Annotated in this window: 16 protein-coding genes; 9 read left to right on the top strand and 7 right to left on the bottom strand. The window is 35.8% G+C overall.

Annotation, left to right across the window (positions count from 1 at the left end):
* Window positions 1-195: 195 nt before the first annotated feature.
* Window positions 196-963 carry an alpha/beta hydrolase gene (locus APR43_RS03555; RefSeq protein ID WP_053471828.1) on the top strand — a complete coding sequence of 256 codons (768 nt, stop codon included), beginning with the start codon at window positions 196-198 and terminating at the stop codon, window positions 961-963.
* Window positions 964-1,377: 414 nt separating this feature from the next.
* Here the strand turns inward: APR43_RS03555 and APR43_RS03550 are convergent, their stop codons facing one another.
* From APR43_RS03550 to APR43_RS03530, 5 genes are all read right to left on the bottom strand, one after another.
* Complete coding sequence (locus tag APR43_RS03550; RefSeq protein WP_053471829.1) at window positions 1,378-2,349, bottom strand: hydrogen peroxide-inducible genes activator; 972 nt, start codon at window positions 2,347-2,349, stop codon at window positions 1,378-1,380.
* 320 nt (window positions 2,350-2,669) lie between these two features.
* Entirely contained in the window at window positions 2,670-3,395 is a 726-nt protein-coding gene (locus APR43_RS03545; RefSeq protein WP_053471830.1) for a siderophore-interacting protein, read from the bottom strand.
* A gap of 81 nt (window positions 3,396-3,476) precedes the next feature.
* Window positions 3,477-4,325: a helix-turn-helix domain-containing protein gene (locus APR43_RS03540; protein ID WP_053471831.1), complete on the bottom strand. Its 849-nt coding sequence runs from the start codon at window positions 4,323-4,325 to the stop codon at window positions 3,477-3,479.
* Between the two features lie 27 nt (window positions 4,326-4,352).
* A complete protein-coding gene (locus tag APR43_RS03535; protein WP_053471832.1) occupies window positions 4,353-4,838 on the bottom strand; it encodes a MarR family winged helix-turn-helix transcriptional regulator in 486 nt (161 codons plus the stop codon).
* Window positions 4,839-4,840: 2 nt separating this feature from the next.
* Window positions 4,841-5,332, bottom strand: coding sequence for a GNAT family N-acetyltransferase (locus APR43_RS03530; protein ID WP_053471833.1), 492 nt, complete (start codon window positions 5,330-5,332; stop codon window positions 4,841-4,843).
* Between the two features lie 227 nt (window positions 5,333-5,559).
* On the opposite strand from APR43_RS03530, the gene APR43_RS03525 reads away from it, so the two are divergent.
* The 6 genes from APR43_RS03525 (at window position 5,560) to APR43_RS03500 (ending at window position 19,580) form a co-directional block, all read left to right on the top strand.
* Complete coding sequence (locus APR43_RS03525) at window positions 5,560-5,904, top strand: winged helix-turn-helix transcriptional regulator (RefSeq protein ID WP_053471834.1); 345 nt, start codon at window positions 5,560-5,562, stop codon at window positions 5,902-5,904.
* A 249-nt stretch (window positions 5,905-6,153) separates the two neighbouring features.
* The gene (locus APR43_RS03520) at window positions 6,154-6,408 is read left to right on the top strand and encodes a hypothetical protein (RefSeq protein WP_053471835.1); all 255 of its coding nucleotides are present in this window, start codon (window positions 6,154-6,156) and stop codon (window positions 6,406-6,408) included.
* A 682-nt stretch (window positions 6,409-7,090) separates the two neighbouring features.
* On the top strand, window positions 7,091-7,684 hold the full coding sequence (locus APR43_RS03515) for a phage tail protein (RefSeq protein WP_053471836.1): 594 nt from the start codon (window positions 7,091-7,093) through the stop codon (window positions 7,682-7,684).
* A gap of 55 nt (window positions 7,685-7,739) precedes the next feature.
* Window positions 7,740-8,876, top strand: coding sequence for an ABC transporter substrate-binding protein (locus tag APR43_RS03510; RefSeq protein ID WP_053471837.1), 1,137 nt, complete (start codon window positions 7,740-7,742; stop codon window positions 8,874-8,876).
* Between the two features lie 14 nt (window positions 8,877-8,890).
* On the top strand, window positions 8,891-18,676 hold the full coding sequence (locus APR43_RS03505; protein ID WP_165590689.1) for a T9SS type A sorting domain-containing protein: 9,786 nt from the start codon (window positions 8,891-8,893) through the stop codon (window positions 18,674-18,676).
* Window positions 18,677-18,728: 52 nt separating this feature from the next.
* Complete coding sequence (locus APR43_RS03500; protein ID WP_053471839.1) at window positions 18,729-19,580, top strand: outer membrane beta-barrel protein; 852 nt, start codon at window positions 18,729-18,731, stop codon at window positions 19,578-19,580.
* Window positions 19,581-19,654: 74 nt separating this feature from the next.
* On the opposite strand, the gene APR43_RS03495 is transcribed toward APR43_RS03500, so the two are convergent.
* On the bottom strand, window positions 19,655-19,837 hold the full coding sequence (locus APR43_RS03495; RefSeq protein ID WP_053471840.1) for a hypothetical protein: 183 nt from the start codon (window positions 19,835-19,837) through the stop codon (window positions 19,655-19,657).
* A gap of 129 nt (window positions 19,838-19,966) precedes the next feature.
* Window positions 19,967-20,170, bottom strand: a complete 204-nt coding sequence (locus tag APR43_RS03490; protein ID WP_123924607.1) for a hypothetical protein — start codon at window positions 20,168-20,170, stop codon at window positions 19,967-19,969.
* A gap of 209 nt (window positions 20,171-20,379) precedes the next feature.
* On the opposite strand from APR43_RS03490, the gene APR43_RS03485 reads away from it, so the two are divergent.
* Both APR43_RS03485 and APR43_RS03480 read left to right on the top strand, forming a co-directional pair.
* Window positions 20,380-21,036: a DUF6766 family protein gene (locus tag APR43_RS03485; protein ID WP_053471842.1), complete on the top strand. Its 657-nt coding sequence runs from the start codon at window positions 20,380-20,382 to the stop codon at window positions 21,034-21,036.
* A 156-nt stretch (window positions 21,037-21,192) separates the two neighbouring features.
* Window positions 21,193-22,770, top strand: coding sequence for an FAD-dependent oxidoreductase (locus tag APR43_RS03480; protein ID WP_053471843.1), 1,578 nt, complete (start codon window positions 21,193-21,195; stop codon window positions 22,768-22,770).
* Window positions 22,771-22,790: the final 20 nt, after the last annotated feature.

The raw sequence follows: 22,790 nt of genomic DNA, 5'->3' as shown, positions 1-22,790 counted from the left end.
ATAAAATTTCAACACAATCTTGTCATTCTGAGGAACGAAGAATCTTCGTAAGTAACTCCGCTTGGTAAGCATCCAATCTTTGTAGAGCTTCTTGTGAAGATTTCTCCTCCGTCGAAATGACAAGATTGTGTTGAATTTTCAAATAAAACAACACAACAATCTAAAATCTAAAATCAACAATCTAAAATTTTAAAAATGAAAACAATTAAAAGCTTTTTAGCATTCGCAGCAATAATCTTTAGTTTAGTATTTACATCAGCAAATGTAAACGCACAAGCTGCTCCACAAATTAAAAATGTAGTATTAGTACACGGTGCTTTTGCAGACGGTTCCGGATGGAAAGGTTTGTACCAGATTTTAACCAAAAAAGGATATAATGTAACAATTGTTCAGAATCCGTTAAGCTCTTTAGAAGATGATGTTAAAGCAACAAATTTAGCTCTTGACAAACAAGACGGACCAACAATTTTAGTTGGACATTCTTGGGGTGGAACTGTAATTACAGAAGCCGGAAATCACCCAAAAGTTGCGGCTTTAGTTTATGTTGCCGCTTTACAGCCTGATAATGGAGAAAACTCTATTCAGTGGTTGCAAACTGCGCCTCCTGCTCCAGAAAATGGTGTATTGCCTCCAGATGATAAAGGAATTGCTTATTATGATAAAGCTAAATTTCACGCTGGTTTTGCAGATGATTTAAGTAAAGAAGATGCTGATTTTATGTTTGCTTCGCAAGGTGCTTTTCACGCTCAGGGTTTTGGAACTCCAATTACTAAAGCAGCATGGAGAACTAAACCATCTTACGGAATCGTAGCAACTGAAGATAAAAGTATCAATCCTGATATCGAACGTGCAATGTACAAACGTTCTAACACAAAAATTACAGAAATAAAAGGAAGCCATGTGGTTTTTATTTCTCAACCGGCAAAAGTTGCTGATGTGATTATTGCGGCTTCGAAAAAATAAATTCCAATTTTTTAAAATTCCAAAAATGGAGTAAAATTCCAAATTCCAAAAAAAAATGGGAATTGAAATTTCAAAATATTCATAATCTTGTCATTTCGACGGAGGAGACTCGAGCGATAGCGAACAGGCGAAGCAAATCTCCGCGAGTAGCTCTACAAAGATTGGCGACATTCTATACGGAGTTTCTTGTGGAGATTTCTCCTTACGTCGAAATGACATTACTTTGTCTATAACTATAACTAGGTCTACAAAGATTGGCGACATTCTATACGGAGTTTCTTGCGGAGATTCCTCGTTCCTCGGAATGACAAAAACAGAAAAATTCCAAATTCCAAGCCTTAACAAATTTGGAATTTGGAATTTTTTTATTGGAATTTTCCTTAGAATTTGGATTTTTTTTATTGGAATTTACTTCTAAGAAACTTTACTAATCGCTTTTACAAAATACGGTGAATCGTTCCAGCGGATTTTTTTGTATGCGAAATCTTTTTTGAGTGCATCCGGAAGGCAGTTCCAAACGGCTTCGTTCATTTTTTCTAATAATAATTTCTTCGAAAAAGAATCTGAAACTACTAAACTGATTTCCCTTACCGGAATGGGTTCTTTGAAAGGTTTAAAAAGCTGTGATTGTGCTTCGTTTAAAATAGAAAGCTGCGGAATAATCGCAAATCCTAAATGTGCGCGAACGAGGTTTTTTAAGGTTTCTATTGAATTGATATCGTAGGTAAATTGTTCCTTAATTTTATCTGATGATTTTAATCCGCAGATATCCAGAAGCTGTGCATTGTAACAATACTCATGATGCAGCAGTAACAGTTCGGTTTTGTCTCCGGGCTGAAGTTCGTAAAAATCTTCCTTTGCCATTGGATGTGATTCATTTAAATAAGCTACAAAAGGCTCTTTAAAAATAACATGTTCAATTAAATTGGGGTTTCCCGTTGGTGTTGCCATAATAGCTACATCAATCGCACCAATTTCCAGATCTCTCATTAAATGTCCCGTGTAACCTTCTTTAATAATAAAATGCACTTTTGGTGTCGCTTCTTTCATTGCATTAATAAACAACGGAATGAGATAAGGCGATAAAGTTGAAATGATTCCAAGTCTCAATTCTCCTTCCAGAAGATTTTTTTCGTTTACAACAAAATCACGAATTTCATCGGCTTCACGAAGAATTTTTCTGGCTTTGTTGATTATTTCTGTTCCGAGGATTGTTGGTGTTAATGGCACTTTATTTCTGTCAAAAATCTTAATTCCAATTTCTTCTTCGAGATTCTTTAACTGAATTGTTAATCCGGGTTGAGTTACCATGCAGACTTCGGCCGCTCTTGCAAAATGGCGTTCGTCATCTAAAGCAACAATATATTTTAACTGCTGAATGGTCATTTTTTTTTTTAGTTTCTAAGGTGCTGAGATGCTAAGGTACTAAGTTTTTTTTCTTTTTTTGTTCGGGAATAAACTTTGTCAAAGTTATTACGCGTGAAAAATATTTGTAAAACTTTAACAATACTTTCAAAACCAAAAATATAGAATTTATCGTACATATATGAAATGGTGTTAGAGAATGGGCGTAAATTCAAATGGTATTTGTTTTTGGAGCATATTGGGTTTATCATTCTTATAATATCGTTGATGTTCCACTTAATATTTTAACCAAGAAAGCGATCCCAATAAGATCGCTTTTTTCTTTTTGTTACTTCAGGGAATTAAAGTCCAACTTTTCCTTCTGCCCAATAGGGCTGTGTGTGAATGTTTTTGTTTGAAACGCCTTTTTCTCTTAACGCTTTTCGAAATGCCTGAATGGACTTGGCATTTCCCATTAAATAGAAATATCCATTTTTCCATAAGTTCCAGATTTCGGGATCAAGATTTTGGAGTGATTTTATTGCCGATTCTGCTTTGCGGATTGATTTTGGAACGATATCTACATTTAGCCCTAGCTTTTTAGGAATTTCAACTGAAAGTTCATCCAGTTCTAAAATACCTAAATAATTGTTTTCACTTCGGTTAATTTCATCTTTCATACTTTTAAAAACACTAATACAAGTTTCGTCACCAAAAAAGAAATGGTATTTTGCTTCTTTATTAAAAATTTTAAAACCTCTTGGCATGCCAACGGTAATTTGATCATTAGGTTTTAGATTATTTATAAATGCGCTTCCGGGGCCGTTATTGTGAATATGAAAGATGACTTCAAATGTTCCGTTTTTGCTGTCCCATTTACTTGGGGTATAATTGCGGTAATTGGTATCGTTAATCCGAATTACTATGGCTTGTCCGAGCTTGAATTTAACATGCGGAAAAGTACCTTTAAAATTGATTATTTTTATATTCGGGCTTGGTTTTTCTATAGTCATCACGCTTACTTTGGAAATTTTACCGGCGAAAGCCATTTCCATAAAATCGCCAATAATTTTAGGCATTGAACTCATAATTTTCAGGTTTTAAAATTCAATTCAAAATTGAAAATAAAGCCCTAAAAAGGCATTGAATAATAAGTGGTGATGATTGGACTATTCACGGAATTTTCTACGAAACGAAAGTGGAGTTTCTTTGGTGATTTTTTTAAATAGTCTTGAAAAATAAGTATGATCTTCAAAGCCAAGCATAAAGGCAATCTCTTTTACTTCACTTTCGGTATAATAAAGTAATCTCTGTGCTTCGATAATCATAGCATTTTGAAGCCAATAGGTAACTGATTTACCTGAAGAAGCATTGACACAGTCATTGAGATGGGAAGTTGTGATATTTAATTTCTTTGCAAAATATGACGGACTTTTTAGAAAAGTACGATCTGAAATAAGCTTTTTAAAATCAGCATAAATCATGGCCGACTGATTTTTTATCTCTTTTACAGGATTTTGTGAGCCAGAATAGATATTGGCAAAATGATAAATCAGCGCATTAAAAAGTCCATTAATAATTTGCGGTTTGTTCTTGTTTTTACTTTTAAACGAACGATGCAATAAATGGATGGTATCCAAAAGTTCTTCTTTATATTCCGGATTAATTGTATTTAACTGTTCGGAAGTTTTTAAATTCTGGAAAATCTCGATACAATTATTCGGAATAAGAAATGGAGCCACACCAATATAGTATCCTGCTGCGTCTATCGAACCATCCTGTCCGTGATGAATTTGAAGCGGTTTGATCATCAGTACATTAATGGCTTTTATTTCGATATCGATCATGTCACATTTTAAAATGGCATGTCCTTTTGTAAGCACAAAAAATATAAAAAAATCATCACGGTGTGCTTCTAATTTAGCATCGAAATTGGCCAGATCGTCTGCAGAATGATAGGCAATAAAAATACCGCCAACAGCTTCGGGACTTTGATTGTATATAGGTATTTTTTTCAATGCTTATGATATTTCGAATATGAGGAATTACTGCTTTTCTTCGCTTTTTAATTGTAAAGCTCTTTGTAAAAAACTCTGATGAACAATTTTATTTTCGGCTTCATTAATGGCCTGAAGCAGATTATTTTGATTATCGGCAATATCGCTTAAGGCTTTTTTCATAACATCCCAAACAGGTTTCATCTGCTCGATTAGTTCCTGACCTTTTGCTGTAAGCTGAAGGAGTCTTTTACGCTCGTCGATTTTATCTTTTTTAGAACGAATCAGTTTTTGTTTTTCCAGTTCTTTTAATAAACTTATGGTTGATGGATGCGTATAACCTATTTCATTGGCAATCTCCACCACGCTTAAAACTTCTTTATGATATAAAGTATAAATTACGGGAAACCATTTAGGTTCAAAATCAATTCCGTATGACTTATAAAACAAGGCGCCGTCTTTTCGCAATTGTTCGCTCAATCGCTGCAATCGTGTTGAAAGGGCCAATATTCCTGATTCGTCTATAATGTTCATCTTTATTTCTTTAAAGTTAAATGACAGAATACATTGTCTGGTGCCATTAAAGGAAATGCTTTTGGAAGCTTTTCTTTCTCGATTCGCACGAAATCATTCTTTTCATAAAAACGCAATGCAGCTTCTAATATAGAAACTGTTCCCAAATATATATCATTGATTCCATTTTCTTTGCAATAACTTATTAGTGTCTCTAATAATTTCTGAGCGATTGAAAATTCTTTTCCACGATATTCTTTCTTTACAAACATCTTTCGAATTGCGGCTTCAGTATCAGAAAATTTTACCAAAGCGATCGTTCCAACTAGTTCTTCCTTTATAAATGCGCCCCAAAAACCTCCTCCGCTGGCATAATAAAAATCATCAATAGTAAGCAGGTCGGGCTGGTCTTCGATAGTGATGGGAACATTAAATTCTTTTTGCTGAATGTTTAATATTAAATCGACAATAACATTTGAATATTGGTTTTCTATAAGTTTAATTTTTGGCTCCATGATATTTTATTTTTTTTTGTATTACAAAACTACGTAGTTAAATACATAAATAAAAACATTTATTCAATTTTATGATTTATTTTATACTTTTGTTTGGTTAATGCCACGAAGGCACTAAGACGCAAAGTTTTTTTATGCCACAGATTAAAGGATTAAAATGATCTTTGAGATTAATACGAAAACAAAAAACTTAAAATTTCTTATATAACTTATATGGTTTAAAAAATATGGCAAGAAATCAAAAAGAAGAAGTTCAGGCTCTTCAGGATACTATATATGTTTTAGGTGGAAAATGGAAACTGCCTATTATAAATTCTATCTGCAACGGAAATCATAGATTTAAGGATATTAAGGAAAGTATTCCTGGAATTACTTCGCGAATGTTATCGAAGGAATTAAAAGATATGGAACTGAATAATTTGGTAAAAAGAACCGAAGATCGTGATGCAGAAGTTCCTATCCTTTATGAATCAACTTCTTATTGCCAATCTTTCGGGCCTATAATTTTGGAAATGATTAAATGGGGAATTTCACATCGAAATCATATTAAGAATAGAGAACAAGAAGTTTAGAATATTTCTTATAGTATTAGAAATCCCGGCTAATAATTGGTCATTTAAGTTTTTTCTTAAGAAACATAAAGTTTTTTTTACTCTACACATATCTTAACTAAAAGATATTCAAAAAGTTAAACCATCTTCAAATAAAATATTTTAAAACCCTCGAAAATTATTAAAACTGAATTATCGATTTAATCGTAAGTACGAAGGATTAGATATTTAGTTGGTGATTATTTTCTATTAATTTTAAAAGATTGAAACGTGGATAAATTGAGCATTCAAAGATTAAAAAAGACTTTATCATATCTGGAGAGCAAACATCGTGAACTAAAAAGACAAAACGACAATGATACGCGAAGTATTGAATCGATGATAAAGTATCTTAAAAAAGATATGCTGGAACAGTTTAATTTAACCGATTATGATATCTATATTAAGGAGGAAACTAAAAACACTGAAATTTTTATTCGCAGTGTCAAAACTATAATAGATGAACTTTCGTCTTGTGAAGTTTAAAAATTAGCAAATCCCATACTGAAGTTATTCTTCAAATCTCTAAACTGCATCAATATCCATTTTTAAGGATATTCTTTAAATAAACTGTCAGGAACATTTTTCGAAGCCTTAATAAATAAGATAACGAAGATATAGTTCCTGACAGTTTGTTTTTACTTACACTCTAAATCAGTATATTATACAATAATATTTTTTATTTACCTCGAAAAAATCTGACAAATATTTAATTTTTATTTGTAAGCTTTTATTTATCTTTATTATAATGGTTCTTGAAGAAGAAACTTACAAACTAAAAACTACAAATTAAATTGTTTGTGTTTTAACTTTATTTATACAAAAAAGCCTTATAAAACAAACCTTACACGCCTTTATTAAAAAGCCATTTCATGACAAGAAAAACCTGTTCTATGACATATTTTTCCTTGTTAACCTATTTGAAATCTAATTTTAATCCTGAATTAAAACCATAAAAGTTTAGTGATTCAATTTAAAAATGTAGGAGCTATTTTTTTAACAAAATACTCTCTACTTTAAAAATCAGGTATAAACACCTGTTTTAAAAATAGTTACATTCAAGTAACTTAGCGTTGTAATAAAAAACTGTCAGAGTATTTTTTTAACCAAATCTGGCAAATTATAAATAAATCAAAATAACTAATACTAACTATTAATCAGAAAAATTATGAATGACATTTTTTTAGGATCAATTATGGCTTTTGGATTTACTTTTAATCCTAGGGGCTGGCAAACTTGCAGCGGTCAATTAATTTCAATTGCTCAAAATACTGCCCTTTTTTCATTACTTGGTACTACTTACGGCGGAAATGGACAAACTACTTTTGCTTTGCCAGATTTAAGAGGACGCAGCATGGTTGGTGTTGGTAACGGACCTGGCTTAACTCCTATTGTTTATGGACAAGTTGGTGGAACTGAAAACACTACACTAACTATAAACAATATGCCGCAGCACAATCACCAGCTTATTCCTGGAACTGGTACTGGTCAGGTAAATTTAGCTTTTACTGCAAATGCTTTTACTGGCGGGACAAATTCTAATGAAACTGACAACGGTAATAACTTCTTTGCATCTGGTGGAGCTACACCAGCTATTTACAGTGAGCCAACTGCAAATACAACCAAACTTGGTGGTATAACTGCAAGTATATCTGGTTCTACAACTATTGCAGGAGGCTCTCAGGCATTTAGCATTAGAGATCCATATTTGGGTATTAATCTTTGTATTGCTATGGAAGGAATTTTCCCTTCTCGTAACTAATATCAAATTATAAAAACAGAGGTATTCCTGCCTCTGTTTTTTTTAATCAAATTTTATGGATAACGACATCAAAATAGGAATTTTAATTCCAAAGTCACAACAGTATCCCGGCCTGGATAAAGATTTTATGCGAGGTTTAAAACTTAACAATCTCAAAACAAAATTTTTTGTCGAAAGTATAGGTATTGGTGCAGACGATAAAATAATAATTGAGAAAATTCAGAAATTAAATTTTCAGGAAGATGTATCTATTATTATAGGTTTTTTTGGTCATTATAATGTAGCCGAAGTTTATAAATATGCTTCAAACAATGGAATTTTATTAATAGCAGCAGATTTAGGAGCAACATTACCTTATGAAACTGTAACTCCAAAAGGGGTTTACATTAATTCATTTGGATTAACTGAATCCTGCTATCATTTAGGAAATTATCTAACAACAAGCAAAAAGTATAAAAAAATTGCCACTTCGACTTCGTTTTATGACTCTGGTTATGGTATGCTGAGTGCTATTGAATATGCATTTAAGGAAGGTAGTAATTTTTCAGGACATTACATTACTCCTTTTGTACCAAGAGAAGATGAAGCCATATATATGGATCAGAATATTAATAATCAGGAACCTGATGCCGTTTTTGCATTTTACAGCGGTATATATGCCGAAGAAAATGCTGGTTTTGTAAGTCAAAATAAGATTACACAAAAATATCCTTTTTATGTAACTCCTTTTTTTATCAATGATAAAATATTAGAAAACTACAAAACCAATCCACACAATCTTTATGTAGTAAGTTCATGGATGCAAAATGATACTGAAACATTAGATTTCACCTCCGAATATCTAAATACTTATTCTGAAAGTCCATCAGTATTTTCAATTTTAGGATATGAAAACGGACTGATATTAAAGAACATTCTTCTAAATGCAAAAGATTTTAGTTTGAATTCTTTAATTGAAGAGATAAACAAATTAAATATTGTGGGTCCCAGAGGGGCTATTCACTTTGACAAGGAGACAAACAGAACAATATTTAATCATTATATCTACGAATTAAATTTAGATTCCCTTAATAATATAAGCTTTAGAAAAATTGAGACATTGATAAATGACGGAAATTTTATTAAGGCTTTCACTTCATTTACAAAGCCTGATCAACAAGGCGGTTGGCAGAATGCTTATTTATGTCATTAACTAAAACGTATGTTATGAAAAAAAAATTACTCTTATTTATTATGCTCTTGTGCACATTTTTTGTGCAGCAAAAAGCAAATGCCCAACTGGGCCCGGGAGATATAGCCTTTATTGGTTATAACACGAGTCCTTTAGACGGGTATTCTTTTATTGTTCTGAAAGATATATCGGCCGGAACAGTTGTTTATTTTACTGAACGCGGATGGAATGGTACAACCTGGGTACTAGGAAGTACAGAACCACATCTAATATGGACAGTACCCGCATTTACTCCGGTAGGAACTATTGTTTCGGTAATGGAAACATCTGCCGACACTTTTACAGTAACGGGTACGACGGGTATTGGTTATGCTCCTGGCTTTACTACAGGATTTAACCTTAGTGGTGGTGATCAGATGTTAGCTTATCAATCATCTACAGGTGTTCAACCCGTCTTACCAGACCTTCCAACTTTTATAGCAGGGGTTCACGGTGATTATAATTCAGCTGATTATGACTCAACAACTAAATGGAATCTAGCTGGTACGACTGGGGGAAATGCAAGTGCTTTACCATCTGGATTAACTAATGGATCAACTTGTATTTCTTTATTCCCGGCACCAGGTCCAGAATATCCAAATGCTAAATATAATGGTACGTTAACAGGTAATGTTACTACTTTATTAGGCCTTATCAATAATCCGGCAAACTGGCTTATTGATACGAATACTGCTAGTCCAACTAACTATGCTATAACAGCGGCTAGTTATCCAACTCCATCTATATCTACAACGCCGCCGGTATTTACTTTGCAGCCAACCAGCAAAACTATTTGCCCTACTGCTAATACTTCATTTTCAGTTGCTGCAACTAATGCTACCAGTCTTCAATGGCAGGTTGATGACGGAAGTGGTTTTACTAACATTTCGAATGGTGGTGTTTACTCAATCGTAACTTCTATAGGTACCAGCAGTACTTCTACACTAACTATAACAGGTGCTACATCTGCAATGAATGCTTATGTTTATCGTTGTGTTGCTGGAGGAGCTTCTTCTGTAAATTCTACTACTGCAACATTAACTGTTCCAACGGCACTTAGCAGCTCAATTTCATCACAAAGTAATGCGAGTACATACGGTGCTAATAATGGTTCGGCGACAATTGGTGTTACAGGCGGAACTACTCCTTATTTCTATTCATGGTCTCCATCTGGAGGAACAGCAGCTACTGCTTCTGGTCTTACTGCGGGGACTTATACCGTAACGATTACTGATAGTACTCCTAATGGCCTTGGAGGATGTAATAAAACTCAAACTGTAACTATTACTGAACCTGCGGGTTCTATTGTATCAACAACATCATTGAGTGCGTTTTCAAGCTGTGGTGGTGCTTCAACAGCACAAAGTTTTACAATAAGTGGTGGTGGTTTAACCTCATCTTTGGATGTATTAGCTCCTACTGGTTTTGAAATTTCTACATCAGTAGCTGGTATTTACACTAACAATATTTCTTTTCCTAACGTAGGCGGTGTTGTAACAACTAAAACCATATATGCTCGTTTAGCGGCATCAGCTACAGGAACGCCATCTGGTAATATTACTGTTTCTTCAACAGGTATAACAACTAGAAATGTTGCGGTTACAGGAAGTATGAATACTATAGCTTTTACAGCTCAGCCATCTGCAAGTATAATTTGTGCAGGGGCTAATACAACTTTCACAGCTACAGCTTCAAATGCTACAGGATATCAATGGCAAGTAGATCAGGGTGCTGGTTTTGCTAATGTTCCAGCTGCTGCGCCATATTCTGGTACAACTACTGCAACATTAACTATTACTGGCGCAACTGCAGCATTAAATGGATATATCTACAGGGTTGTAGCTTCAGGAACATGTCCATCTGCCACTTCAAACAACGCGGCCTTGACTATTAATACGGCTCCGGCTATTACAGCACAGCCATCTGCAAGTACAATTTGTGCAGGTGCTAATACAACTTTTTCTACAACAGCCTCAGGTGCTACAGGTTATCAATGGCAGGTAGATCAGGGTGCTGGTTTTGCTAATGTTCCGGCTGCTGCGCCATATTCTGGTACAACTAGTGCAACATTAACTATCACTGGTGCAACTGCGGGATTAAGCGGCTATATCTACAGAGTTGTTGCTACAGGTGCATGTACTCCTAATGCAACTTCAAATAGTGCAGCTTTAACGGTAAATCAAGCACCGGCAATTACTGCACAGCCATCTGCAAGTACAATTTGTGCAGGTGCTAATACTACTTTCTCTGCAACAGCATCAAATGCTACAGGCTATCAATGGCAGGTAGATCAGGGTGCTGGTTATGCTAATGTTCCAGCTGCTGCACCATATTCTGGTACAACTTCTGCAACACTAACTATCACAGGTGCAACTGCGGGATTAAACGGGTACGTTTACAGAGTTGTTGCTACTGGTTCATGTACTCCTAATGCAACTTCAAACGGTGCTGCTTTAACTGTAAATCAAGCTCCGGCAATCACTGCTCAGCCATCTGCAAGTACAATTTGTGCAGGGGCTAATACTACTTTTTCTGCAACAGCTGCAAATGCTACAGGATATCAGTGGCAGGTAGATCAGGGTGCTGGTTTTGCTAATGTTCCAGCTGCTGCACCATATTCTGGTACAACTACTGCAACATTAACTATCACTGGCGCAACTGCGGGATTAAATGGATATATATATAGAGTTGTTGCTACAGGTTTATGTACTCCTAATGCAACTTCAAATAGTGCATCTTTAACCGTAAATCAACCTCCGGCAATCACTGCACAGCCAACTGATAGTGCTATTTGTTCTGGATCTAGCACAACATTTAGCGCTGGAGTTTCTAATGCTACAGGATATCAATGGCAGGTAAATTCAGGATCTGGATTTAGTAATGTTACAAGTGGTGCTCCTTACTCTGGAGAGACTACAGCAACACTTACCATAACAGGCGCAACTGCTTCATTAAATAATTATCAATATCGTTTAATAGCAACTGGAAATTGTACTCCAGCTGCAGTTTCAAATGCAGTTACATTACAAGTTTCTAATATAGGTGCATCTTCAACAAAAGTAGACATTAGCTGCAATGGAGCTGCTAATGGTTCCTTATCAGTTGTACCATTAGGAGGTGTAGGATCTTACACTTATCTTTGGTCAAATGCTGCTACATCTTCTTCTATTAGTAATTTAGCACCTGGAAATTATACTGTTAGTATAAAAGATGCTATTCTATGCGAAAAAATATTAAACTTTACCATAAATGAACCACCTTTATTAGTGGCTTCTCAGGGAACTATAAATAATGTAAGCTGTAACTCTGGAACAAACGGAACAGCAACAGTAGTAGTAATTGGAGGAACTCCTGGTTATACTTATTCATGGTCTCCTTCTGGAGGAACGGCAGCTACTGCTTCTGGTCTGGCTGCAGGAACTTATACTGTTACTGTTACCGACGCTAATAACTGTCAAACTACACAAAGTTTTATTATTTCAGAACCAGCTGCTCTTGCGGTTGTACCATCACAAACTGATGTTTTATGTAACGGTGCTGCAACTGGATCTGCTAGTGTAGCCGTTTCAGGAGGAACTAGTGCTTACACTTATTCTTGGTCACCTTCTGGAGGAACTGCTGCAACTGCAACTGGACTAACAGCGGGAACATATACTGTTACAGTTACTGACGCTAATAGCTGTCAGATAACACAAAGTTTTACTATTACAGAACCTGCTGCTTTAACAGCATCACCAGTAGCACAAACTAACATAGCTTGCTTTGGTGGTAACACTGGATCTGCAACTATAAGTGCAACTGGAGGAACTGGAGGATATACCTATTCTTGGTCTCCATCTGGAGGAACTGCTGCAACTGCAACTGGACTAACAGCTGGAACATATACGGTTACAGTTACTGATAGTAACTTATGTCAGAAAACTCAAAGTTTTACACTTACTGAACCTGCTGCTGCACTTACAGCTACTGCTGTTGGACAAACAGATGTTTCATGTAATGGAGGTGCAAATGGAACTGCTACAGTTTCTGTAACCGGAGGAACTCCTGGATATACATATTCTTGGGCTCCAACCGGAGGAAATACTGCTAGTGCAAATGGACTATCGGCAGGAACCTATACTGTTACGGTTACCGATGCAAATGGATGTCAGACTACTCAAAGCTTTACTATTGCGGAACCTGCTGCTCTAGTAGCAAGTTTTGGTTCTCAAACTAATGTTTCTTGTAACGGTGGTACAAATGGTACTGCAACTGTAAATGTAACTGGTGGAACCGGAGCTTACACTTACTCATGGTCACCAACCGGAGGAAATGCTGCTACAGCGTCTGGTTTAGCACAAGGAACTTACACAGTAACTGTTACAGATGCTAATGTATGTCAAAGTACACAAAGTTTTACTATTACTGAACCTGCAATTTTATCGTTAACATCATCACAAACGGATGTTCTGTGCAATGGTGGTGCAACGGGAACGGCTTCAGTAGTTGTATCTGGAGGTACATCTCCATATACTTATTTATGGTCACCTTCTGGAGGAACTGCTGCAACTGCTACAGGATTAGCAATAGGAAATTATAGTGTTTTAGTAACAGACTCTAATGGCTGTTCAATAACACAAAGTTTTACAATCACGCAGCCAAGCGCCTTATTCGCTACACAAAGTCAAATAAATGCAACTTGTTCAACTGGTGGTCAGGCAGCCGTAAGTGTTAGCGGTGGTACAACTCCATATTCTTATTTATGGTCACCATCTGGTGATACAACTGCAATAGCAACCGGATTAACTGCCGGAGCTAATAGTGTTCTAATTACTGATGCTAATGGTTGTACAATAACAAAAAACTTTACAATTACTACAACAAATACTTTAGTTGCAACTACTTCACAAACTGATGTATTATGTTTTGGGACAAATACAGGATCTGCTTCTGTAGTTCCAAGTGGGGCACCTGGACCTTTTACTTACGTATGGTCACCTTCTGGTGGAAATGCTGATACAGCAACTAATCTTACAGCTGGTAATTATTCTGTAACGATTACATCTGCTAACGGATGTTCTATTGTAAAAAACTTTACTATTACAGAACCAACTGAACTTATAGTAACACCAAGTCCGCAAATAAATACTTCTTGTAATGGAGGAGCAAACGGATCTGCAAGTGTTACCGTTACAGGAGGAACTGGAGGTTATACATACTCTTGGGCACCTTCTGGAGGAACAGCTGCAACAGCAAATGGTCTTTCTGCAGGAACTTATACTGTAACTGTTACAGACGCTAACTTATGTGCCAAAACACAAAGTTTTACTATTACTGAACCAACAATTCTTGCAACAACAACATCACAAACAGATGTTTCATGCAACGGAGGAACTAACGGAACTGCTACAGTAAATGTAACTGGAGGAACTGGTGCTTACACATACACTTGGGCTCCAACTGGAGGAAATGCTGCTACTGCTTCTGGCCTTGCTGCAGGAACCTATACAGTAACTGTACAAGATGCAAACTTCTGTCAGATATCTACATCTGTTACTATTACAGAACCAGCTAGTCTTGCTGCAACAGCATCTCAAACTGATATTACTTGTAATGGATTAAACAACGGAACTGCCACAGTAATTGCAACTGGAGGTACAGTACCATATACTTATTCTTGGTCTCCTTCTGGAGGAACAGCAGCTACTGCTTCTGGATTAAGTCCTGGAACTTATACTGCAACAATTACAGATGCTAATGGTTGTTTTACAACTCAATCTGTTACAATTACAGAACCTACTCTACTTACTTTAACTCCATCTCATACAGATGTTTCTTGTAATGGAGGGGCAAACGGAACTGCAACTATAAATCCTGCTGGAGGAACCGCTCCTTACACTTATTCTTGGAGTCCTTCTGGAGAAACTACTGCATTGATAAACAATCTTATTCCAGGAACTTACACTGTAACCGTTACAGACGCTAATGGTTGTACTGCAACGGAATCTATTGTTATTACAGAACCAACTGCTATGACAACATCTGCATCACAAACAGATATTTCTTGTAATGGAGGAACTAATGGAACTGCAACTGTAACTGTGTCTGGAGGAACTGGAGCATATACTTACTCTTGGTCTCCTTATGGAGGAACTGCTGCAACTGCAACAGGTCTTGCCCCTGGACTTTTTACAGCAATCATTACTGATGCTAATGGATGTCAAACAATACAAACAGTAACAATCATTGAACCTGCTGTTCTTTCTGCAACAATATCTCAAACAGATGTTTCTTGCAACGGAGGAACTAACGGAACTGCAACTGTAACTGCAACTGGAGGAACTGCACCATATACTTATTCTTGGTCACCAGCTGGAGGAACGGCTGCAACAGCTTCTGGATTAAGCGCAGGAACTTATACAGTAACTGTAACTGATGCTAACGGATGTACTACAACACAATCTGTTACTATTACTGAACCTGCAATCCTTACTGCAAGTACATCTCAAACAGATGTTTCTTGTAATGCAGGAACTAACGGAGATGCAACAGTAATTGCAGCTGGAGGTACAGCGCCATATACTTATTCTTGGTCACCTTCTGGTGGAACGGCTGCAACAGCTTCTGGATTAAGCGCAGGTACTTATACAGCAACTATTACAGATGCTAACGGATGTATTACAACTCAATCTGTTACAATCACTGAGCCTTCTGCCCTTTCTGTAACAACATCTAAAACAGATGTTTCTTGTAACGGAGGAGCTAACGGATCTGCAACTGTAAATGTAACTGGAGGAACTCCTGGTTATACATACTCTTGGGCTCCATCTGGAGGAACAAATGCAACAGCAAATGGATTAAGTGCAGGAACATATACTGCAACAATTACAGATGCTAACGGATGTACTACAACTCAATCTGTTACTATTGCTGAACCTACAATCCTCGCTGCAACAATATCTAAAACAGATGTTTCTTGCAACGCAGGAACTAACGGAACTGCGACTGTAACTGTAACTGGAGGAACTGGAGCTTATACTTATTCTTGGGCACCTTTTGGAGGAACAGCTGCAATAGCAACTGGATTAAACGCAGGAACTTATAAAGTAACTGTAACAGATGCAAACGCGTGTCAGACAACACAAAGTATTATTATTACTGAACCTGCAATTCTTTCTGCAACAGCATCACAAACAGATGTTTCTTGTAATGGAGGAACTAACGGAACTGCAACAGTAACTCCAACTGGAGGAACAGCACCATATACTTATTCTTGGTCACCATCTGGAGGAACAGCTGCAACAGCTTCTGGTCTTGCTGTAGGAACTTATACTGCAACTATTACAGATGCTAACGGATGTACTACAACACAATCTGTTACAATTACAGAACCTACAATTCTTGCTGCAACATCATCTAAAATTGATGTTTCTTGTAACGCAGGAACTAACGGAACTGCAACTGTAACTGCAGCTGGAGGAACAGCACCATATACTTATTCTTGGTCACCAACTGGAGGAACAGCTGCAACAGCTTCTGGATTAAGTGCAGGAACTTATACTGCAACTATTACAGATGCTAACGGATGTTCTACAACACAAACAGTAACAATCAGTGAACCTTCTGCCCTTTCTGTAACATCATCTAAAACAGATGTTTCTTGTAACGGAGGAACTAACGGATCTGCAACTGTAAATGTAACCGGAGGAACTGGGGCTTATACTTATTCTTGGGCACCATCAGGAGGAACAGCTGCAACAGCAACTGGATTAAGCGCAGGAACTTATACTGCAACTATTACAGATGCTAACGGTTGTACAACAACACAATCTGTTATTATTGCTCAACCAACAATTCTTGCTGCAACAACATCTAAAACAGATGTTTCTTGCAACGGAGGAAATAATGGATCTGCAACGGTAACTGCAACTGGAGGAACTGGAGCTTATACTTATTCTTGGTCACCATCAGGTGGAACAGCTGCAACAGCAACTGGATTAAGCGCAGGAACTTACACTGCTACAATTACAGACGCTAACGGTTGTACTACAACACAATCTGTTACTATTGCTCAACCAACAATTCTTGCTGCAACAATATCTAAAACTGATGTTTCTTGCAACGGAGGAACTAACGGAACTGCAACAGTAATTGCAGCTGGAGGAACAGCGCCATATACTTATGCTTGGTCACCTTCTGGCGGAACATCTGCAACAGCAACTGGATTAAGCGCAGGAACTTACTCTGTAACAATTACAGATGCTAATGGATGTTTATTAACTCAAACAATAACTATTATTACAACTCCAGATGCAACAGCGCCAGTACCAACTGTAGCTAGTCTTCCTGAAATAAGTAATTATTGTGCAGTTTCAGCATCAGATATCGCTATTCCAACTGCTACAGATAATTGTGCAGGAATTTTAAATGGAACAACAACAGATCCTTTAAGCTACAATGCAGTAGGAACTTATGTAATTACATGGAAATATGATGACGGAAATGGAAACATTACAACACAACCGCAAACAGTAAAAGTACTTGCTTCTCCATTGAATGCTGTAACTTTTAGCGGTGCTCAATTTACATACGATGGAAATGCTCATGCATTGCAAGTTGCGAATCTGCCAACTGGAGCAACTGTTACCTATTCTGCTAATAATACGTCAACAAATGCTGGCACTTATGTAGTTACTGCGACAGTAACACCATCAGCCAGCGCGCCAAATTGTGCAGTAGTAACGCTGACAGCTAATCTGGTTATTAATAAAGCAGCACAGCAAATTACATTTAATGCAATTCCGGTTAAAACACTTGGAGCAAATAATACCTTTAATTTAACAGCGACTTCAAATTCAAATTTAGCTGTTACTTACACATCAACATATACTGCACCATTAGCTCCTGCAACAGTTTCTGCTACAGGCGTGGTAAATATGTTAAGATCTGGTGATGTATTAATTACGGCTCATCAGCCTGGAGATAATAATTATCTTCCTGCTGCCGATGTTTCACAGTTGTTAGTGATCTTAAACAACAATATCGATGTTAAGAAAATCACTATTGGAACGAAAGTTTTTGATAACCCTGGAAAAACAATTTTTTATGTACTTCCATGTGGAGAAACAAATCCAAATGTATCTATCTTAAATGAATCAGGTGCAATAATAACTCCTTCTTCTAATTTTACAATTCAAACTCCTAAACCAGGAATTTACAGTCAGAATGTAACAATTACATCACAAGACGGAAGTTTATCTGCAACTTACTCTTTAGTAGTTGTGAAACCATTTAATTTCTTTGACATTGTTAAACAGAAATTTAATAACGTACTCCTTGTAAATAACAATCCACAGACAAATGGAGGTTATGAGTTTGCTTCTTACGAATGGTTCAAAAACGATGAGCCAATAGGAACAGGTCAGTATTATTCTGCAGGAAACAGCATTACTTCATTATTAGATCCAACGGCAGATTATAGTGTAAAAATGACAACTAAAGATGGAAAAGTACTATATGTATGTGCTTCTAAAGTTACATTGACAAATACGCTGCTGGCTAAAGTTTATCCTAACCCAATTGAAATTGGAAAAGTAGTTACTGTTGAAGCAGATTTCCCTGAGGAAGAATTAGCGAAAATGCAAATTAGCCTTTACACTGTTACAGGTCAATTGGTAAAAACTGTACAATCATCTACAGCTAAAACTGAAATACAATTACCTCAAACAACTGAGAGCAATATGTACATGGTAGTTCTTGAAACGCCTAACATCAAAAAAACTTTCAAAGTAATTGTAAAATAAATAAACCCTGCCAGTACTAGATAAAAATAGTACTGGCATAATATAACTTAAGATGAAAAAAAATATTTACAGCTATATCACATCCATTGCCATTTTCACGGCATTTTTAGCAGCGTCTTTAAATAGTTATGGCCAGGATAAAAAACAAGAATTTTCGATTTCTTTGGGAGGGCCATTTTCTTATATCGATGCTAATTCTTCCGGAAAAACAGTACCGGGGATTGGCGTTAATGCAGGTCTTCGTTATTCTTATTATTTAAGCGAAAGTTTAAGCTTAGGAATTGGAGTTGAATATCAAACCTACAATTCAGATTTAAAATATAATTTCTTTGCAGGAGCATACGCTGCTACTGACGCTGAAAATGAGAATTTTCAATTTAGATACAAAGGTACAAATGTGAGAGAAGAACAAAAACTGGCTTATATCAATGTGCCAATTAATGTTCAATTTGAAACTCCGGGAACATCTAAATTATATGTCGCTGCGGGGGCTAAAATTGGTTTCGCGTCAAGCGGAAGTTACCAAACAACTTTTCAAAATCTAACTACAAGCGGTTACTATCCACAATACAATGTAGAATTGTTTAGTCCGGCTTTTGCAGGTTTTGCAAGTACAAATGATTTAGTAACCGGTAAACAAGATCTTAATACAGAAGTTTCTTATTCAGCCACTTTTGAAACTGGTTTAAAACAAGAATTAGGAACTAGAAATTCTTTTTATATTGGTGCCTATTTTGAGTATGGTCTAAATAATATCTATGACAAAACCGGAAACGGGCAAATTGTTATATACAATGCTCAACAACCCGTACAATTAGGATATGATACCTTACTTAATTCTCCTTTAAGCAGCAGTGCCAGACTTGTTTCATACGGTCTTAAATTAAGATTTGCATTGCGATAATAATTTTTGACCAATTAAAAAAAGCTATTCAGTATTGAATAGCTTTTTTTGTTTTATAAATAAATCCAGAGCAATTATCTTCTCTTCTTTTGCTGACCCGGAGCATAAGCTTTTGCACTTTTACTTCCAGACGCTTTTTTAGCCTGTCCAGGAGGAATTTTTCCTGATGATGAAGAAGAGTTATGAACACTGCAGCTCACAATACATACTATCAATAAAGTAAAAGATAAAATTTTAATAAAGTTTGTCATTTTCATAAATTTGTTTTTTATGCCCAAAAATACAGTTTTGACTATTAAAAAAAACTTATAATCATTATAAACAACAAAAACCTGTAACGGACTAATCCATTACAGGTTTTTCTAATTTAGATTGCTATTTATATTCTATTTCTTAACAGAATCTGTAGTAATAGTTCTAACCGTATCATTTGTAACTGTATCAACATCTGGTCCTACAGTATCAATAATAGCTTCAGTCGAATCTATACTGCTTTGAGACTCTATCGTTGGTTCATTCTTTTTACAAGAAAATGCTAATCCCGTTAACAGAACCAACATTGCAATTTTAATTTTTAATATCGTTTTCATAATTATATTTTTTTCTGTTTGCATTCATTTTAATATTTCAAATTTAACTTTCTGAATATCAAAACTATTACATAATTTCTGCTATCCTTTATATGAATCAAAGAAATGTGTTAAATTATTGTTATACAATGCAAAATGTATAAATTGAAAATTTAATTATATAACTGCATAAACGCTGATTTTGTGAAATTTGTAGAAACAATAATAAAATGAAAACTTATTTTCGCAATAATGGTTTAAGTATCTGCTTTTTGATACTATTTGGAGGAACTTTAATTGGTCAGATTTTATTTGGTTTTGAAGAACACAATAAAGAACTTATTAGCGAAGGAGGAAAAATAATAAGTCTGAGCTCGTATCTTTTATCAGGACATTTCATTGAATCTACTTTTGAAAACTGGGAAAGTGAATTTCTTCAAATGGGTCTTTTTGTTGTATTAACTATCTTCTTAAAACAAAAAGGGTCATCAGAATCAAAAAAAATTAATCAAAAAGAAGAAGTAGACCGGGAACCAGATCCTAACCGAAAAAATGCTCCGTGGCCCGTTAAAAAAGGAGGCTTTATTTTGACACTATACAAACATTCCCTATCAGTTTCACTATTGTTACTATTTCTTATTTCATTAATACTTCATTTTTATGGAAGTCTTAAAGACGAAAATGAAAAATTACTTTTGGAAGGAAAACAATTAGAAACGATTTCCTCCTTTATAAAAAATTCAAGATTTTGGTTTGAATCCTTTCAAAATTGGCAGAGCGAATTTCTATCGGTATTTGCTATCGTGATATTATCTATATACCTACGCCAAATTGGCTCTTCTCAATCAAAACCCGTAGATGCTCCCAACATGGAAACCGGAGTTTAATTTAAAAAATATTTTTTTAATACTGAAATTTTGACTTACTCCTATTCTGACTGGAAATACTATAAAATATTGACAATAAAAATGTAAGCCTCTTTTTTATTCTTCCTTGTAGCTTTGAGTTTACTTATATGATTTTCATTTATTTAAAACTACAATATGAATAATTCAGATAACCTAAATGAAGGAAGTATAACTTCTGGCGATAATGTTTCCTTTTGGATCGATACAACTCCAATTTTGTCTTTTGATAAACCAAGTGAGGATATTTCAACTGAAGTACTAATCATTGGCGGCGGAATTGCCGGCTTAACAACTGCATATAAACTTTTAAAAGCAGGAAAAAAAGTAGTTTTAGTCGAAGATGGATTTATAGGAAGCGGCGAAACCGGAAGAACTACAGCACATTTAACCTGCGCACTCGATGACAGATATTACTATCTTGAAAATACATTTGGCAAAGAAAATGCTCACCTTGCAGCTGAAAGCCATACCGCAGCAATTGATGAAATTGAAAAAATAGTTACTACATTAAATATAGACTGCGATTTTAAAAGAGTAAAGGGTTATTTATTTCTTCATCCAAGCGATAAAGAAGAAAATCTCGACAAAGAATTTCAGGCATCAAAAGATGCCGGACTCCAAACCTCACTATTAAACAATACACCATATTTAGACGGAACTCAAAACCAAAGATCTATTGAATTTAGAAATCAGGGACAGTTTCATGTTTTACATTATTTAAAAGGACTTGCCGAAGCTGTTACAGCACTCGGTGGAACCATTTTCACTGAAGCACATGCAGACAGTATTACAAAAGAAGGAGCTTCAGTAAATGGTTTCAATTTTACTGCAAAACACATTGTTGTGGCAACCAACACGCCGGTCAACGATGTTTTAACCATGCATACCAAACAGCACGCTTACAGAACTTATGTTATTGCCGGAAAAATTCCAAAAGGAGTCATACCCTATTCCCTATGGTGGGACACGGGCGATATGGAATCAAAATGGGTTTCGCAGCCCTATCATTATGTTCGTTTAGAAAAATTTGATGATCAATACGATTTGCTGATTTCAGGCGGAGAAGATCATAAAACCGGGCAAGAAGATGAAGAAGGAATATCTGCATTATCAAGATATGAAAAGCTGGAAATCTGGACCAGAAAATATTTTCCAATGCTGGACGAAATTAGTTATAAATGGTCTGGACAGGTTATGGAACCTTTTGATTCTTTAGGGTTTATGGGTAAAAATCCCGGCGATGAAAACATATATATTATCACTGGGGATTCTGGAAATGGTATGACACACGCCACAATTGGCGCCATGATTATTACAGATCAAATTTTGGGAATTAAAAACAAATGGGAAGATTTATACAATCCATCCCGAATCACTTTTAAAGCCTTAGGAGATTTTATGAAAGAAGCCGGAAATATGGCAGCACAGTATCTGGATTGGATTACCGCATCTGATATAAATAATACAGCAGACTTAAAAGCCGGCGAAGGTGGGATTCTCTCTCTTGGATTAAAAAAGATTGCCGCCTATCGGGATTATGATAATACGCTGCAGGCTTTTTCTGCAGTCTGCCCACATTTAGGCTGTATTGTTCAGTGGAATCCCGATGAAAAATCATTTGACTGTCCTTGCCACGGTTCAAGATTTGCCGCCGACGGAACCGTTATAAACGGTCCGGCAAAAAACGATCTAAACAAAATTCAAGTCAAATAAGATTTACTGCTTATTTAAAA

This window comes from Flavobacterium sp. NLM (assembly GCF_002210235.1).
Taxonomy (GTDB): domain Bacteria; phylum Bacteroidota; class Bacteroidia; order Flavobacteriales; family Flavobacteriaceae; genus Flavobacterium; species Flavobacterium panici.
Note: the sequence above shows the minus strand (reverse complement) of the source record. Positions and strands in the feature narration are given on the sequence as shown.